Source organism: Rhizobium sp. FKY42 (genome assembly GCF_005222835.1).
Classification (GTDB): domain Bacteria; phylum Pseudomonadota; class Alphaproteobacteria; order Rhizobiales; family Rhizobiaceae; genus Neorhizobium.
In genome coordinates, this window is the sequence record NZ_STGA01000073.1 from 57,637 (window position 1) to 73,703 (window position 16,067).

Consider the following 16,067-nt stretch of genomic DNA (forward strand, 5'->3'; position numbering starts at 1 on the left):
TATATCAGCCAGGAATTCAGATCAGTCGCAGTATCGATTGCCGGAAGCGCGGCTGCGCAAATCGAAATGAAAGTGGTTCCAGTGCTCGGCATTACTGCCTGGGCCAAGGACTGTGTTGAAGTATTTGCAGCTATCGTCACGAACGGCCTTGAGCAGGGCTCCTTCGCGGAAGGAGAACAGGCCCTTCTTGCGAACGTCAATTTCATGTCCGTTCTTCAACACGAACTTGCCGACATCGATGGCATTGCCACGCGCATGCTCAGACATCGGGTTGTAGCGTTGGCGGCTATTGTTCATCCGTCGGCAGGAATAGCCACCCATGGGTTCAATCTTGCCGATACCGCTCCAGTAGCGAATACGGGAGGAAGGTACGAGTTCGTTCTTCACCCATTGCGCAAAGGCAAGCGTCGTCTGGCAATTAAGCGTTACGGCCGGTTTGACCTGCACGCCTCCGGAGAGGCCATAGAGTTCAACCGGATAATCGATGCCGCAACTCGGACCATCAGAAATCTGCGGCTTGTCGCGGTACAGCACGCCCATCCGCTTCAGTTGGGCACGGCAACTTGCTTCGGATGCGGGCATGGGAGAGGCGTCGGTGCGGGAGGATTGCGATGCGATTGTCGGATTGCGTGGCATCAACATCGCCACCTGCTGCGGTTCCGGCTCAATCCTGCTTGGGGCTACGACAGGACGTGAATCGCTCCAGCGCGGTGGGGTTGCGGCGAGATCGCCGCGCACCGGCTGCTGGTTCCGCTTCGCCAGCGCCAAATTCTGCTGCGGCTGGTTTTGCAAATAGAGGTCTTGCGCAGGCTGCACCGGCGCGCTTGTCGCATAGGGCTGCGCGCTTCGCTGGGTCGGCCTGTTCCGCTGGACAGGCGCATCGGTGCCGATGCCGTCCACGACAGGCTGCGAGGCATTGCCTTCCGCGATGTCGTTGTTCTGCTCCTCTGCCAGGCCAACCACATGGGGCGCAGGCTGTTCTCCGCCCACGCCAAGCGCTGCATCCATGTTTACGCCATTGGCGTCATAGGTCAGCGTTCCAAGGGTCTTCGGAGGCTCACCCATCTGGCGGGGCTGTGTCATCGCCTCGTCACTGTCGATCATGGGAAGGCGCGCTTGGCGCGCCGTTGCTGCGGGTGGCATGGGCTGCCCGGCGGATTCGTAAGGGATGCCCACCTGCCCCATCGGCTGCTGGGCTGGGGCGGCGTGAGCGTCCATCGAGGATGCCTGCTGAACGGGAATCCGACCCGGTGGAATGGCGCTGACCCGCGTGCCACGATCAATCGGTGCAGGCGGCACCAGGCCGTCCGCGGTGCAACCCACCAGCATCGTGGAGATCAGAAGGAAGGCCACGGCCCTTCGGGTGTTCAACGCATACGCCATACAAGCTGCTCACATTGGGGAACCGGGCCGTCGTCCTGAACAGAAAACAATCATCCAGGGCTATCGAGTGTCACCCTTGCCGGAATGCCACACCCGAAAATTCTAGGCACACAGGGTAAACAAAGACTTTCAACATCGGGGTCTTTTCAGGGCAATATTGTAGCAACGACTGATGGAATCGCCTCAGACCTGAACGATCGTGTTTGAAAATCGCTCAGATGCAAAACGCCCGCTGCGGTCTCGCAACGGGCGTTCGTATGATCTTCGTGTGGGCTATCAGGCGGCGCGATGCATGCGCATGTCCTGTTGGCCAAGACGGAACCCGGACAGCAGGCTCTGCAACTGACGGCTCTGCTCTTCCAGCGTCTGGCTGGAGGCAGTGGTTTCTTCCACCATGGCGGCGTTCTGCTGGGTCATCTGGTCCATGTGGCTGACGGAGGTATTGATTTCCTGCAGACCCGTGGCCTGCTCGCGGGAAGCTGTCGCAATTCCCTCCACCTGGGCATTCACCTGCTCCACCAGCTTGACGATCTCGACGAGAGCATCGCCCGTGGTGCGAACCAGCGAGACGCCCGCCTCAACCTCATGGGCCGAATTCTGGATCAACTGCTTGATCTCCTTGGCAGCATTGGCAGAACGCTGGGCGAGTTCACGCACTTCCTGCGCCACGACGGCAAAGCCGCGCCCTGCCTCACCCGCACGGGCCGCCTCCACACCGGCATTAAGCGCCAGAAGGTTAGTCTGGAAAGCAATCTCGTCGATCACCCCGATGATCTGGCCGATACGATTTGACGAGTCCTCGATACGCCCCATGGCTGTGATCGCCTCGCTGACGATCTCGCCGGAGCGACCGGCGCTCTTCTTCGTCTCCGCGACCATCGCACGGGCTTCCAAGGCGCGCTCCGAGGCAGTCTTTACTGTCGAGGTAATCTCTTCGAGAGCTGCCGCCGTCTGTTCCAGCGCAGCAGCCTGCTGTTCGGTGCGTCGGGAAAGATTATTGGTCGCATCGGAGATATCGGCGGAACTGCTGTGCACCACATGTCCCGTTTCGGAAATCTGCTCGATGGTCGAGCGTAAGGAACTAACAGCAAGGTTGAAGTCGTTCCGCAGCTTGGTGTAATCGGCGCCGAGATCATCGAGCGCGATGGAAAGGTCACCACGCGCAAGGGCTTCAAGTGCGTATCCCAGCGCACCCATGGCCCGCTGCTGGCTTTCTGAAGCCGCTCGGATTTCGCGGGCGGACTGTTCGCGGTCCAGCGCGATGGCGCGCTGCTGTTCGGCATCGCGGGCCTGCAGTTCGGTGCGCTCATTGACTGCCGCGCGGAGAACTTCGATGGAATTCGCCATCTCGTTCAGTTCGCGAGAAGCGGTGCCAATCTCGACCGCCACATTGGCCTCACCCTGCGCCATACGACCGAGAACCTGACGCATCGCGTTGATGGGCTTTGTAATGCCGCGGACAATCAGATAGGCGGCACAGGCAAGAATCAGCATTCCAATCCCGCAGACAATGCTGAACCGGATCGCCTTTTGCGCAAACAGGGCCTGCAAATCGTCGATATAAACACCCGTGCCGACGATCCAGCCCCAGGGCTCGAAGCCGACCACATGCGAATACTTGCCCACCGGCTGGTCCGCTCCAGGCTTCGGCCAGTCGTAATCGACAAAGCCCTGGCCGCCCGCCTTGACTACCTTGACCATTTCCACGAACAGGAACTTGCCGTTCGGGTCCTTGTTCTGGGTCAGATCCGTGCCGTCGAGACTGGGCTTGATCGGATGCATGACCATGCGCGGCTGCATGTCGTTGATCCAGAAATATCCGCTGCCATTGTCATAGCGCATCGCGCCGATAACCCGCTTGGCCTCGGCCTGCGCCTGTTCGCGGGTCAGCTTGCCGCTCTTCTCCTGATCATAGGCGGCCTTAAGCAAGCTGATCGCATTCGCATTCATGGCGGCAAGGGCCGATTTGCGTTCGGCCTCGACTGCTGAGTAACTTTGCAGCAAACTGATGACCATAACAGCCACCAAGATGATCGCTGCAAGGCCCACCAGCAGGAACAACCGCGCCTGGAGACCAAAAGCCTTCATTCAAATACCCCAATCTAAAAAATCTTCCATGAAGATATGGCGGGAACATTACGGATCGGTAAATTCTAACTAAATATCTTGCCTTGCGTCATTTTCGTAAAGCTAAACCCCTAGAGAATATCAAGTCTTTCGAAATGTATATTGCGGCGCACAATGATCTGGTTGATATTAAGTCCATGCGCGACATTCAATTACAATACTATTCGTTATGCAGAGGGAGCCGCTACGTGAGTGACAGGATCGAAACGCTGAAACCGGATGGCGAACTGACCTTGCGCACGCTTGCAATGCCCGGAGACGCCAACCCGGCGGGTGATATTTTCGGTGGCTGGGTCATGGCACAGATGGACCTGGCAGCCGGCATCCGCGCCGGTGAGCGCGCCCGCGGCAGGGTTGTGACCGCTGCGGTGAAGGAGATGGCCTTCCAGCGACCAGTCAAGATCGGCGACACGCTGAGCATCTATACGTCGATTGAACGGATCGGACGAACGTCAATCACGCTGCATGTGGAAGCCTGGGCTATTCGATCACGGCACGGCATCACTGAAAAGGTGACGGAAGCAACCTTCATCATGGTCGCGATCGATGACGCTGGGCAACCGGTTGCCGTTCCCGCCTGACAGGCGACATTTTCAATTCGTCTTGACGAAAAGGCTGCTTGGCTCGAAGCCAAGACCAGGGAATACTTTCGCATTCAGGTTGGCAGCTGTAATCTCGAACTGCTGGAAAAGGAGTGCCGCCAGCAGTTCGCGAATGTCACGCGTCGGCGCCAGATCCCGCCCCTCGAACAATTGTCCTTCGGCCAGTCCTGGCCAATTACCAAGAATGCGTCCGCCGGCAATCGCGCCTCCTGCCAGAAGCGCAGCGCTCGCGGTGCCGTGATCGGTGCCGCCGGTTGAATTTAAACGCAGCGAGCGACCGAACTCGGTTATGGCTACCACTGCGGTTTGCTGCCAGGCAGCCTCACCCATACCGGCCTGAAGATTGAGAACCGCCTCGGAGAGGAGACGAGCGGATTCGGCCAGATCCCGTTTCTGTTCTTGATGTGTATCCCAGCCTGCAAGCGAAAAGCTGGCGACACGATAATCCTCCGCCAGAAGTGAGCCGGCCAGTCTGGCCAGGTCTGCAATGCCTGCAATGCGCGCCTGCGGGTTCACGATTGGCGGCAGCGGATCAAGATCGGACATGCCCGCACCAGCCTTGCCAAAAACGGGGTCGGTTTGAAACAGTGCCTGCAAACTGTGGATTTCGTCCTGAGCCATGGGGAAATCGCTTTGCGTCGCCCAGACGTCTGTCCTGTTGCCGCCGGTCATGATCAGTTCGACGCTGGTGGTTATGTCGACCGCTGCGCGCGAAGCCGTGCGAGGAAACAACGCAAGTGCCCGGTTCAACCAGCCGGTCCGCGATCCACTTCCAAGGGGATTTCCCGTTTCGAGCACATCTTGCGCCTCAAAATGGCTGAGGCGACCACGGTAAGGACTGGCAATGGCATGCGCGAAGGATAAATGGCCCGCCCTCCACAGCGGCATCAAACCAGAAGCTGCGGGGTGCAGACCGAAAAAGCCATCGAGATCGATCAATCCGCTCTCCGGCGTGAGGGTAAGTTCGGGGCGGAGGACGGCAAGGTTGGGATCGCCATAGGGCTGAACGAGGTCGATCCCATCCATGCCTCCTCGCAACAGTATGACGACCAGTCGACGGTCACCCGATGTCGCGGCAAGGCTGACATTCGGCAACACGGATAAAGCCGCAGCGGCACCGAGCGACGCAAGAAAGCCGCGGCGTTTGAGCCGGAATTGGATATGGGCGGCCATCGTCATCTCCGATTGAACTGCGGTGACGCCAGCACCATGGTCAGCCCGTGCACTTTGCTGGGGGCTGCTGAAATAAGTTCCCGCGTTTGCGCGTGGGCGAGATCGGCAAGCACCATGTCGAGAAGCGCCAGAGGCGTCACATCGGATGCCAGAAGTCGCACCGCTATACGTGCCCATGCAACGCGTTCAGCAAGATGCCCCGGCATCAGCCAGCTTGCGGCATCGTCGGGAAATCCCGCGGGACTCGGCGGCTCCCAGACGGGTTGTCCCATGCGACGCAGCGACTGAAGTGTCAGTAGTCTTGCCACGCCCGGTTTCCGCCGTGGCGGAACTTTGCCATCCGGCGGTGGCACATCGTCCCCGTCTCGATCATCATCGGCATTCACGAGTGCATCGAACTCTCCACCCTTCACATCGAACGCCCGCAGGGCCGAGACGACGAATTCGAAAGGCGCTATCACCTTGCTGGCCTCCGGCGCGAAAGCTGCCGGATGTTCGAGCATCGCGCGGTAGACCTCGGTCAAATTGCCGCCACTCGCCTGCCAACGTTGGATCATCCCGTTCAGCATGTCCGGATTGACCTCTTCGCTAATGAAGTGGCGAACGAGCTTGTTACAGATGTTGCGGGCAGTTGCCGGATGGTTGGCAAGGTCCGTCAGCATCTCCAGGTGATCAGAGCCGTTGCGTGCACGGTCACTGTAGGATTTGCCGAGCAGGACATGGGCACCGGGCTCCGCCCGGCCAGGACGGTTGCTGACTTCAAGGCTCCGGAGATCGAGGGACAGACCGGTCAGGATCAGCGCGGCGCCATTGACATCGGCGACCGTAACCTCCGCCTGATCTCCCAGCGAGTGTACTTCCAGAATCTCCTGCGCCAGGCTCTGGTTCAATGTGCCCCCGCTTCTCTCGGCGACCGGAGACTGCGGGCCGACAGAGGATGCCTGATCAAGATAGATAAGCATGGCCGGATGCAGCACCGCCGCCTTCAGCAGATTTCCAAAGTTGCCAGCCAGGTTGGGCCGTATTGCCTCCGCCTCGAACAGTGGCGCAAGAAGCCGCATCTCGTAGGTCTTCGTGGCATTGATGGCAAAATGGTTGACCCAGAAACTGGCCAGCCGTTCGAAGAACCCGTTTTCCGAATAAACCGCCTGTGCGACACGCGACAGGGCATCCCGGCGTAGCAGGCGTTCTGCCTCCCGCTGCGTCTCCTGCCTCAGACCCGGATTGGGTCTGCCATCCTGCGCGGCGCGCGCCTCCACCGTTCGCACGGATACAAGCCGCCCCAGCGTTTCCCGCCGCCCGAGGACGCCCTCCCGTGGAAAACGCGGTACCGCCTTGGGACCCTTCTGGAGCTGGAGCATCAGCGTATCGATGTCAGATGGAGGCGTCTCTCGCGGTTTCAGTCCATAGCAGAACCGTCTCGCGGCGATGGTCGTAAAAGAGGCGGCCATCCATAATCCTTGTGAAATATGTGATCCTGAATCAACTTGCACAATTCAACATGTAACGGTGTTTGGAGTTGGGCAATACGACCATTTTCGGACACTTCGAGCATTTGGATACCGTTCCGGTAAGGTTCGATTAGCTCTTATTCGAACTTGTACCGAAATCAGACATCCAAAATGGGCCACAGCCTCAGTCTGGCAAGGGTTTGCCGCCTGCTTTTAAGGATATCTTATTGAGCATCTTTTAGAAAACACGGTGATGTGAATATTCGGGTGTAGACGATGCCACGAAAGTCAGCAATCGAACAGAAGCCGTCCGACAGCCTGAATGCCGATGTGCGTCAGCTACAGGCGCAAACTGTGTGGGCCCGCAGTGTGTCGACCGTGCTGACGAATGCGGGTATTTCCGCGTCGGCTTATGCGCTCATCTTCTTTCGACAGGATACAGGGTCGGAAGGCATTTACTGGCTGGTCCTGATCTATCTCTCCCTGCTATTTCGGTTCGGGATCTCGCGCTACATCAAACGCTTCGATCTGAACCGGAAAAATCCGCAAGCAAGCCTCTCATTGATCACCCTAGGGTCTTGCTCGTCGGGGTTCGCCTGGGGCTCCCTCCCGTTTATTCTTCCCAATTTCAACGCCTTCAGTCTGGATGCGGGCCTGTATCTGATGATGCTCGGCATCTCGATCGGCTCCGTTCTGCTCGGCGTCGGCTATCGTTGGGTGTCCGTTGCCTTCTCCACACCGATCCACCTTGCTGTCATCGTGTCGGTGGTCTCCACCGGCGGCATTTCCGGCATCATCGTTGCCCTGAACGTCGTCGCTCTGACAATCATCCTGCACAGAAGCTGCCAGAACAGCGAAAGATCGTTTCTCGAAAGCATCACCAGGAAGTTGGAAGCGACCGCACTTGCGACATCGTTGACGGCAGCCCATTCTGAAATGCTGCAGGCAAATGCGCGACTAGAACTGCTCGCCAGCTGCGATCCGTTGACTGGACTTGCCAATCGCAGTGCCTTCAACTCGACGTTGGCAAACGCGATTCAGGAAGCCCGCGATACCGACGGCAAGATCGGATTGCTCGTCGTCGATCTTGACCGCTTCAAGCACGTCAACGATACGATGGGCCACAAGGCCGGAGATAGCTTGCTGACGGAATTCGCCCAGCGCCTGCGCAATTCGCTGCCGCCGGGCAACACATTCATTGCGCGGCTTGGCGGCGACGAATTCGCTGTGATCGTCACCGGCAACGATGCCGTTCTGGAAGCGACCCGCTCCGCAGACATCATTCTGCGACAGGTTCGCAAACCTTTCTTCCTCAGCGGTCAGAACTGCTCCGTCGGGACCTCTGTTGGCTTGGCGATCTATCCAGATCACGCGACGCAGGCGGACGAATTGTTCGTATCTGCGGATATGGCGCTCTACCGCTCCAAAGAGCAGGGGCGCGGACGCTGGCGCAAGTTTGATCCGAAGCTGCGCATCGCAGCGGAGCGGCAGCGGCAGATCGAAGCCGATATCCTGGAGGCAATCGAGCAGCACAAGATCGAAGCATGGTTCCAGCCGCAGGTCTGTCTGCAACGGGACATCATTCTCGGGTTTGAGGCGCTCGTGCGCTGGCATCACCCCACCCTCGGTTTCATTGCGCCACCGGAAATCGTGCAGGCAGCCTATTCGATACAGGTATCCGACCGACTTACCGGGGCCATTGCCGATGCGGCTTGCACCATGCTCAAGCGTCTGCCAGAGATCGGCCTGCCCGAAGCGACCGTTGCAATCAACGTTTCGCCGCGCGAATTCGCACTTTATTCTGTATCCGAGATGCTGGATGCCAAGGTCAAGCAGCACGGCATCAAGCCTAGCCTGCTCGAGATCGAAATTACCGAGGAGGCGCTGCTCGACACCGTTATCGCTGGAGAGCAGTTGAAGCAGTTGGAGCGATCCGGCTTTGCACTGGCGGTCGATGATTTCGGCGCCGGACATTCCTCGTTGACACGTCTCATCGACCTGAAGGTTGATCGCCTCAAGATCGATCGCGGCATCACCACCGGCATTGCCGCTTCACCGCGCAACCAAGCCATCATCTCGGCCCTGATCCGGCTTGGCGAGGCCCTGTCAATGACCATTCTTGCCGAGGGCGTGGAGACGGAAGAGGAATCGAGAACCCTTCGCTCGCTCGGCTGCCAGATCGGCCAGGGTTACCTCTTCTCGCGTCCGATGAACGCACGGGCGCTTGAGGATTGGCTGCGCCATCCACGCGCACGCAGCCTTTCCAAAGCAGCCGTCGCCTAAAAGAAACAGCGCTCTACAGCCGTTTCAGACAGTAGGAAAAATGTGCGTCCGGCTCGACGGTCAGATATTCAAACTGCCAGCCATAGTCGACGCAGAACTTGTTGACCGCCTGCACGACCCCATAGACCACCGGCTTGATGACATTGCCCGTGCAGAAATCATGGCCGCAGATCCGCCCGTCGCGCTTCACCTTGGCATCGCAGAGCACCAGCTCGTTCCAGGTGTTCGCGTAGGAATGGTCCGTATCGATATAGACCCAGTCAAAGACATGATCCGCAAAGGTCGGCAGCATGTCCGTTGATCCGCCCAGATGCAGAAGCACCTGCTGCTTCCTGATTTCACTTGCGAACATGCTGCTCACCCGCTCATAGCCCTCGTTATAGCGGGTCAAGTCCCATGGATCGACGAGATGAAGCTGGGCGGGCCGGTTGAACTCCATGATCTCTCGCGAGAAGTCGCCGAATGCCACGCCAATTTCAGCAACGATGCCGCCAGGAGGCAGGCGGTGAAGCAATTCCGTTCGATCTGGCAAGAGCCGGCAATTTTCGGTATGGTGTAGCGAGAGCATGGTGCGCGGCGTGCTGTTCTTCAGCTCGATGCGCTTTTCAAGGGAAAGCATGAGGTACTGGTACTCCGGGACGTCTGAGGTGCATAATCAGGTTATTCGCAACAAATAAACTTACCGGCGCGCACTTAGGGCAAAGCACCTGAAGATCAATGTCTGCAGCCTTGCTGCGGAGAACCATGCCGCGTTGTTCCTAATTTGTTTCGCCGCTACCCTTCCAATTTGGCGGGACTCTCGCCATATTCGCGGGCATGTCGAAAGCTCCGAAAAACACCTCATCCAAAAACGCCAACACCGGTTTCGAGGAAGCGCCGCAGGCTGCGTTTGAAGGCGCGCCGCTCAGCGGTTCGGTCTCGGATTGGGTGAAGCAGCTGGAGGCGGAGGCGGAAGCCTCCTCCATCGAGACGCAGCGCGAAATCGCCTCCAAGGCGGGCAAACACCGCAAGAAGATCGAGATTGCCGCGCGTGAGCAGGCCATCCGCGAGGCGAAGGAAGAAGAAGCCGCGAAGGCGAAGCCGGAAAAGTCGAAGACCGCCAAAAACACCACCGCGTCCAAAACCTCCCGTGGCGTCTCCATCGGCGCATCCTCCGATCCGAAAACGCGCGCGGCGGCGGGCCTCAATCCGGTCGCGGGCATGGATGTCAGCCTCGAGGAGGCACAGTCGCTCGCCCCCGGAGCCGTCACGGCCACGGTGGATGCGCTGGCGAAGCTGATCGAGAGCGGCAACCCTCTGTTCAAGGATGGCAAGCTGTGGACGCCGCACCGCCCCCACCGGCCGGAAAAGTCCGAAGGCGGCATCGCCATCCGCATGGCCTCCGAATACCAGCCGGCGGGCGATCAGCCCACGGCGATTGCCGATCTGGTAGATGGCTTGAACAATGGCGAGCGCAGTCAGGTCCTGCTCGGCGTTACCGGTTCGGGCAAGACCTTCACCATGGCGAAGGTCATCGAGGCCACGCAGCGCCCCGCCGTCATCCTCGCGCCGAACAAGACGCTGGCGGCGCAGCTTTATTCGGAGTTCAAGAACTTCTTCCCCGATAACGCGGTGGAGTATTTCGTTTCCTACTACGATTACTACCAGCCGGAAGCCTATGTGCCGCGCTCGGATACCTATATCGAGAAGGAAAGCTCCATCAACGAGCAGATCGACCGCATGCGCCACGCCGCCACGCGCGCAATTCTGGAACGTGATGATTGCATCATCGTCGCCTCGGTCTCCTGCATTTACGGTATCGGCTCGGTGGAAACCTACACCGCCATGACCTTCCAAATGCAGGTGGGCGACCGTATCGACCAGCGGCAGTTGCTGGCCGACCTCGTGGCACAGCAATACAAGCGGCAGGATATCAACTTCGTGCGCGGCTCCTTCCGGGTCCGCGGCGATACGATCGAGCTCTTCCCCGCCCACTTGGAAGATGCCGCATGGCGCATCTCGCTGTTCGGCGACGAGATCGATAGCATCACCGAATTCGATCCGCTGACGGGCCAAAAGACCGGCGACCTGAAGTCGGTGAAAATCTACGCCAATTCGCACTATGTCACGCCGCGCCCCACGTTGAATGGCGCGATCAAGTCGATCAAGGATGAGCTGAAGCACCGTCTCGCAGAACTGGAAAAGGCGGGCCGCCTGTTGGAAGCGCAGCGACTGGAGCAGCGCACGCGATACGATATCGAGATGATGGAAGCCACCGGCTCCTGCAACGGCATCGAAAACTATTCGCGCTATCTCACGGGCCGTAGACCGGGCGAGCCGCCGCCGACGCTGTTCGAGTATATTCCGGATAACGCCCTGATTTTCATCGACGAAAGCCACGTCACCATTCCGCAGATCGGCGGCATGTATCGCGGCGACTTCCGCCGCAAGGCAACGCTGGCGGAATATGGCTTCCGCCTGCCCTCCTGCATGGATAACCGCCCGCTTCGCTTCGAGGAATGGGATGCCATGCGCCCGCAAACGGTGGCCGTGTCGGCCACGCCGGGCAATTGGGAAATGGAAGCCGCAGGCGGTGTGTTTGCCGAACAGGTCATCCGTCCGACAGGCCTCATCGATCCGCCGGTCGAGGTGCGCAGCGCCCGCACACAGGTGGATGATGTGCTGGGCGAGATCAAGGAAACCTCGCTCAAAGGTTATCGCACCCTGGTTACGGTGCTGACCAAGCGCATGGCGGAAGATCTCACCGAATATCTGCACGAACAGGGCGTACGCGTGCGCTACATGCACTCGGATATCGATACGCTGGAACGCATCGAGATCATCCGCGATCTGCGCCTCGGTGCCTTTGATGTGCTGGTGGGCATCAACCTGCTGCGCGAGGGTCTGGATATTCCCGAATGCGGCTTTGTGGCGATCCTCGATGCGGATAAGGAAGGCTTCCTCCGTTCGGAAACTTCGCTGATCCAGACGATTGGCCGCGCCGCCCGTAACGTGGATGGCAAGGTCATCCTCTATGCGGATAACGTGACAGGCTCCATGAAGCGCGCGATGGAAGAAACCAGCCGCCGCCGCGAAAAGCAGATGGCCTATAACACCGAGCACGGCATCACGCCGGAATCGGTCAAGGCCCGCATTTCGGATATCCTCGATAGCGTCTACGAGCGCGATCACGTGCGGGCCGATATCTCCGGTGCCGCTGGCAAGGGCTTTGCCGATGGCGGGCATCTGGTGGGCAACAATCTGCAGGCTCACCTCAACGCGCTGGAAAAGAGCATGCGCGATGCCGCCGCAGACCTCGATTTCGAAAAGGCCGCCCGCCTGCGCGACGAAATCAAGCGCCTCAAGGCCGTCGAACTCGCCAGCATGGATGACCCTATCGCAAAGGACGAGGCCAAGGCTCAAGAGGCAGCAGGCAAGAGCAAGAAGAGTGGATCGAGCGCCAACCACGAGTCGATCTCCCCCCTTGAGGGGGAGATGCCTGGCAAGGCAGAGGGGGGTGCATCTACCCCTCAATCCGGCAGGACTGGAGGTTCCTCCTACTTCACCAAACCCACCCTCGACGACATGGGGCCGGGTACAGATACGGCCAAACCGCTGTTCCGCAAGAACACTCTGGACGAAATGACGGTTGGACGAACCGAAAAGCCTCTGCCCGGCAAGCTGCCGGAAAAGCCGAGGCACGACAGAAACCACGATTCGATCTCCCCCCTTGAGGCGGGGTCCGAAGGACGGGCAGAGACACGCGGCTCTGCCCAACAATCCGGCAAGGCAGAGGGGGGTGTTTCTCGTTCAAATTCCAACGACGACCCTCGCCCCCTCGTGCGCGGCAAAGTCGGCGTCGGCTCCTACGAAGATCCGGCAGAACAAAAGCGCAAGAGCCGCACCAAGGGCAAAACAGGCAGGCCGGGGCGGTGAGTTTCGGTCCCACCCTAGCCACACTGAGCCAGTGATATTCTTCGGCAAAAACAACAGTTGACATTTGCAATCAAAGCGTGCTGAAAAATCTAAATCTTTCAGTTTATTTGGGCATGTAAATGGCTCGTCCTTATTGGTTAATAATATCTATTGGCATAGCCCTCTCAGGAGTTGTGATTGGCGCAGTAATTGCTTGCCTTTTTCTTACAACAAATGGGAACTTGAAGCAGCTAGACGTCAATGCATTCTCAAGCTTGTTGCTCTCTGCTATTTCAGTAATATTCACATTCTTTGGTGTATTCGTAGCTGTCCTCGCTTTCTTTGGCTTCAACATCATAAAGGACGGTGTCGAAAACACTTCAAAAGCTGAGATCGAAAAGTCGGTTCAGGACGGCCTTCTTAAAGGTCACATGCATGAAATTGCCAAACAGGAAACGCGCACAGCGCTCCAGCCAGGTGGGTCGCTGCATGAGTTAGCGATTGACACTCTAAACAAAACATACAAGCTACAAACTCAACCAGGGGGAGATCTTTACAACTTAGCTGAACGGCTGTACCGAGAATCAGTCTTTCGAGGTATTGGAATAGATGAATCATCCGGGATCCTTGACCCCAAAGAGGAAGATCTATGACAATCCACCACAAAATCGATACTAAGACCGCCGAACTTATCGATGAGGCGATTGCCGAACTTCCGGTTAAGCTCGGTAACCTCGCAGCAAAACTGGGCGTGCAGGTCTTCCGAGCCACGCTTCCGGCAGGTATTTCGGGCGAAATAAAGAAGATTGGCGAAGACCAGTATACGATCCGGATAAATCGTCACGAAACGGTCGAGCGCCAACGATTTACGCTGGCCCATGAACTCGGGCACTTTTTGCTCCATCGTGATTTGATAGGTGACGGGCTTTCAGACGACGCTCTTTACAGATCAAAGCTTTCTAACTCTGTTGAATATGAGGCAAACAGATTTGCGGCTGATCTTTTGATGCCACGCAAAGAAGTTGAAAGGCTTCTGAAGATGATCTGGAACTCAGAAGACGAACTTATCGAGTATGCAAGTAAACATTTTGGCGTCTCCGCTCAGGCTGCGCAGATAAGACTAGGGATATAAATGCTCAAATCTATCTTCGAATGCACATATATGCCATCTCTCTGCGTTAGGCCGTCGGAGATGCGCGCATTAGAAGAATTACCGGAAAAAGATAAGGACGTAATTTTCCCTTACATTATGCTTTCTCCTTGGGTGGGGAGCTCAAACCTATTCGCTAGCATAAAACGAATTGAAAAATCATACGGATCTCGAACCTTTATCCTTGGGATTGATCGTTACTACCCGACAGATAAGGCAAAAAGTGATGCTCAGCGTGATTTTGCGCGAATTTCTGGCGGAGAAAACCATTATCGTGATTACTTGGATTTCGCAAAATCAGTAGAACAAGCCATTCCGTGTGCTTTTCTCGTTGGCGCAAACTATGAAAGCCTTCGTCATCAAATCGATGCCGCATTAAAATTGGGCAAGGGAGTAGTGGTAAGCGTTGACAGATACCGTTCTTATGTGACGGAAGAATTAGGATTTGCACTAGAGGGATTAGCTGCTGATCAGTTCGGCGTTCACGTTTGCGGAGGATGGTCTGAAAATCCGCTTTTTGACGAATTATGGTTCACTGACTGTTGCAAGTTTATATTTTCAGCCGTTGAAAAGGCACCGATAGTATTATCGACAACCAGCTTTCCGAAGCTGTTTGATCATATCAGCGGTGTAGAAGAAGTTCCCATAGGATCGAGAGATCTGTTTAGAGCCGTTTCTCAGCGTTTTAACAATGAGCGGCTAATCTATGGTGATTGGGGCAGCGCAAAACCGCGAAGCGATGAGACAGCTTCTGCACCTAAGCCGCGAATCGATTATGCACTTGGTGATAAATGGGTGATCGCGAGACGCTGGAAGAAGAATCAGGAAAATAACTGGGACTATGCAGATGCTGCTGCCAATCTCATGGCCAGCGCCTATTGGCCCCGGGAAATTTCAGTCTGGGGGGAAATGCGCATACAACAGACAGCGCACGGACTAGCGTTTCCAATTGATAGCGCGCCCTCAAATGTGGCGGCACGTATAAATATTCACTTGCACCAACAAGCGAATTTTGGCGTGACAATCAAAGATACAGACGATCCTTGGGATGATGATTTTTGACCTCAGCCAATAAGTTACCGCACATTATAAACAGTAAAATGCAATGCGTAAAATTCAGACATTGAATTGGAGGCAACGGCAAAATCTCACTCATCAGCAGTTGTACGCATAGAGCAAATAGATCTTTTGAATTAGCTATTGCTAACGAATTGGATTGTTTTCGGTTTGACATTACCCCCCTCTCCCCCCTCACTCCTCCCGTACCTCCCTCACCGCCAGCGTCACCACGTCCACCCGCTCGGCTCGAGCGTCCTCGATCACCCCACCTCGTCCCCCGTCAGCGGGCCAGATCCGACTCGTGCCATCGGGGCCGCGTCCGGCCACGCACCAAGGCCTTGTGCGTCTCTCGCGCCATCGAAGCCCCAGGTGCAGCAGGCCCAGCACGAAGCCGGGCGGCACGAGCAGCCATAGCGCCTTGATGACATCCGGCGAGGCGCGGAAGGTGGCGAGCAGGTCGGCAGCGAGATTGTAATTGTCCATGGCTCAGACGCCTCCCGGTCTACGCGTCGCTGATGTGCGGCAACAGATGCGCGAAACACGGGCAGCAAGGTGAGCGAACAAAAGCCCGCCCACCCGCACGCCGCATCATGTGACTCGCATCATTTCAAACGGGGGAAGGCGCGCCAAAGACCAGTTTGCACAGGAGTGCCTCGCCTTGCCGGATCGCAGATCAGACAGCGCGAAACACCAAACCGGCTGCATCCAACCCTCAATCGTTTCCGATTGGGGGCTGATGGAGCCGTGGCCTCTGGCGGCCGGGGAGTTAGAAAATCGCACACGTACGACCGCCCTGACCTTTGGGTGCAAGCACCTTGAACATGCGTCAGGGCCTCCCCAGCCATAGAAGGTGGAGAGCTTTATAGGGCAAGCTCAATCACTCAGCCACCAACCAGTGACTGAGAGGACATCTCGTTTAGCGGATGCCAGCCGAACGTGTGTGGG

12 protein-coding genes are annotated in these 16,067 nt (G+C 57.3%); 6 read left to right on the forward strand and 6 right to left on the reverse strand.

Annotated elements, in window-relative coordinates; all coding sequences use genetic code 11:
- Positions 1-21: 21 nt before the first annotated feature.
- Complete coding sequence (locus tag E8M78_RS21970; RefSeq protein WP_137137068.1) at positions 22-1,383, reverse strand: extensin family protein; 1,362 nt, start codon at positions 1,381-1,383, stop codon at positions 22-24.
- A 276-nt stretch (positions 1,384-1,659) separates the two neighbouring features.
- Entirely contained in the window at positions 1,660-3,471 is a 1,812-nt protein-coding gene (locus E8M78_RS21975) for a methyl-accepting chemotaxis protein (RefSeq protein WP_137137069.1), read from the reverse strand.
- 287 nt (positions 3,472-3,758) lie between these two features.
- On the opposite strand from E8M78_RS21975, the gene E8M78_RS21980 reads away from it, so the two are divergent.
- Positions 3,759-4,091 carry an acyl-CoA thioesterase gene (locus E8M78_RS21980; RefSeq protein WP_246658451.1) on the forward strand — a complete coding sequence of 111 codons (333 nt, stop codon included), beginning with the start codon at positions 3,759-3,761 and terminating at the stop codon, positions 4,089-4,091.
- 12 nt (positions 4,092-4,103) lie between these two features.
- Here the strand turns inward: E8M78_RS21980 and E8M78_RS21985 are convergent, their stop codons facing one another.
- Positions 4,104-5,285 carry a DUF1501 domain-containing protein gene (locus tag E8M78_RS21985; RefSeq protein ID WP_246658437.1) on the reverse strand — a complete coding sequence of 394 codons (1,182 nt, stop codon included), beginning with the start codon at positions 5,283-5,285 and terminating at the stop codon, positions 4,104-4,106.
- A 2-nt stretch (positions 5,286-5,287) separates the two neighbouring features.
- Positions 5,288-6,736 (reverse strand): DUF1800 domain-containing protein, encoded by a 1,449-nt coding sequence (locus E8M78_RS21990; protein ID WP_137137072.1) that lies wholly within the window; start codon positions 6,734-6,736, stop codon positions 5,288-5,290.
- 276 nt (positions 6,737-7,012) lie between these two features.
- On the opposite strand from E8M78_RS21990, the gene E8M78_RS21995 reads away from it, so the two are divergent.
- Positions 7,013-9,019: an EAL domain-containing protein gene (locus E8M78_RS21995; protein WP_137137073.1), complete on the forward strand. Its 2,007-nt coding sequence runs from the start codon at positions 7,013-7,015 to the stop codon at positions 9,017-9,019.
- A gap of 13 nt (positions 9,020-9,032) precedes the next feature.
- On the opposite strand, the gene E8M78_RS22000 is transcribed toward E8M78_RS21995, so the two are convergent.
- On the reverse strand, positions 9,033-9,638 hold the full coding sequence (locus tag E8M78_RS22000; RefSeq protein ID WP_137137074.1) for a class I SAM-dependent methyltransferase: 606 nt from the start codon (positions 9,636-9,638) through the stop codon (positions 9,033-9,035).
- A 197-nt stretch (positions 9,639-9,835) separates the two neighbouring features.
- On the opposite strand from E8M78_RS22000, the gene uvrB reads away from it, so the two are divergent.
- The 4 genes from uvrB to E8M78_RS22020 all read left to right on the forward strand — a co-directional run bounded on the left by uvrB (position 9,836) and on the right by E8M78_RS22020 (position 15,125).
- A complete protein-coding gene (gene uvrB / locus E8M78_RS22005; protein WP_137137075.1) occupies positions 9,836-12,934 on the forward strand; it encodes an excinuclease ABC subunit UvrB in 3,099 nt (1,032 codons plus the stop codon).
- 119 nt (positions 12,935-13,053) lie between these two features.
- Positions 13,054-13,566 (forward strand): hypothetical protein, encoded by a 513-nt coding sequence (locus E8M78_RS22010; protein WP_137137076.1) that lies wholly within the window; start codon positions 13,054-13,056, stop codon positions 13,564-13,566.
- Positions 13,563-14,045 carry an ImmA/IrrE family metallo-endopeptidase gene (locus E8M78_RS22015; protein WP_137137077.1) on the forward strand — a complete coding sequence of 161 codons (483 nt, stop codon included), beginning with the start codon at positions 13,563-13,565 and terminating at the stop codon, positions 14,043-14,045. The genes E8M78_RS22010 and E8M78_RS22015 overlap by 4 nt, the downstream gene beginning before the upstream one ends.
- Before the next feature lie 30 nt (positions 14,046-14,075).
- The gene (locus tag E8M78_RS22020; protein ID WP_281405092.1) at positions 14,076-15,125 is read left to right on the forward strand and encodes a hypothetical protein; all 1,050 of its coding nucleotides are present in this window, start codon (positions 14,076-14,078) and stop codon (positions 15,123-15,125) included.
- Positions 15,126-15,314: 189 nt separating this feature from the next.
- On the opposite strand, the gene E8M78_RS22025 is transcribed toward E8M78_RS22020, so the two are convergent.
- A complete protein-coding gene (locus E8M78_RS22025) occupies positions 15,315-15,605 on the reverse strand; it encodes a hypothetical protein (protein WP_137137079.1) in 291 nt (96 codons plus the stop codon).
- Positions 15,606-16,067 lie beyond the last annotated feature (462 nt).

Bases quoted from the DNA above. Each gene is read 5' to 3' on its own strand.
- E8M78_RS21970 (WP_137137068.1), bottom strand. From the start codon at position 1,383: ATGGCGTATGCGTTGAACACCCGAAGGGCCGTGGCCTTCCTTCTGATC.
- E8M78_RS21975 (WP_137137069.1), bottom strand. From the start codon at position 3,471: ATGAAGGCTTTTGGTCTCCAGGCGCGGTTGTTCCTGCTGGTGGGCCTT.
- E8M78_RS21980 (WP_246658451.1), top strand. From the start codon at position 3,759: ATGCCCGGAGACGCCAACCCGGCGGGTGATATTTTCGGTGGCTGGGTC.
- E8M78_RS21985 (WP_246658437.1), bottom strand. From the start codon at position 5,285: ATGGCCGCCCATATCCAATTCCGGCTCAAACGCCGCGGCTTTCTTGCG.
- E8M78_RS21990 (WP_137137072.1), bottom strand. From the start codon at position 6,736: ATGGCCGCCTCTTTTACGACCATCGCCGCGAGACGGTTCTGCTATGGA.
- E8M78_RS21995 (WP_137137073.1), top strand. From the start codon at position 7,013: ATGCCACGAAAGTCAGCAATCGAACAGAAGCCGTCCGACAGCCTGAAT.
- E8M78_RS22000 (WP_137137074.1), bottom strand. From the start codon at position 9,638: ATGCTTTCCCTTGAAAAGCGCATCGAGCTGAAGAACAGCACGCCGCGC.
- uvrB (WP_137137075.1), top strand. From the start codon at position 9,836: ATGTCGAAAGCTCCGAAAAACACCTCATCCAAAAACGCCAACACCGGT.
- E8M78_RS22010 (WP_137137076.1), top strand. From the start codon at position 13,054: ATGGCTCGTCCTTATTGGTTAATAATATCTATTGGCATAGCCCTCTCA.
- E8M78_RS22015 (WP_137137077.1), top strand. From the start codon at position 13,563: ATGACAATCCACCACAAAATCGATACTAAGACCGCCGAACTTATCGAT.
- E8M78_RS22020 (WP_281405092.1), top strand. From the start codon at position 14,076: ATGCCATCTCTCTGCGTTAGGCCGTCGGAGATGCGCGCATTAGAAGAA.
- E8M78_RS22025 (WP_137137079.1), bottom strand. From the start codon at position 15,605: ATGGACAATTACAATCTCGCTGCCGACCTGCTCGCCACCTTCCGCGCC.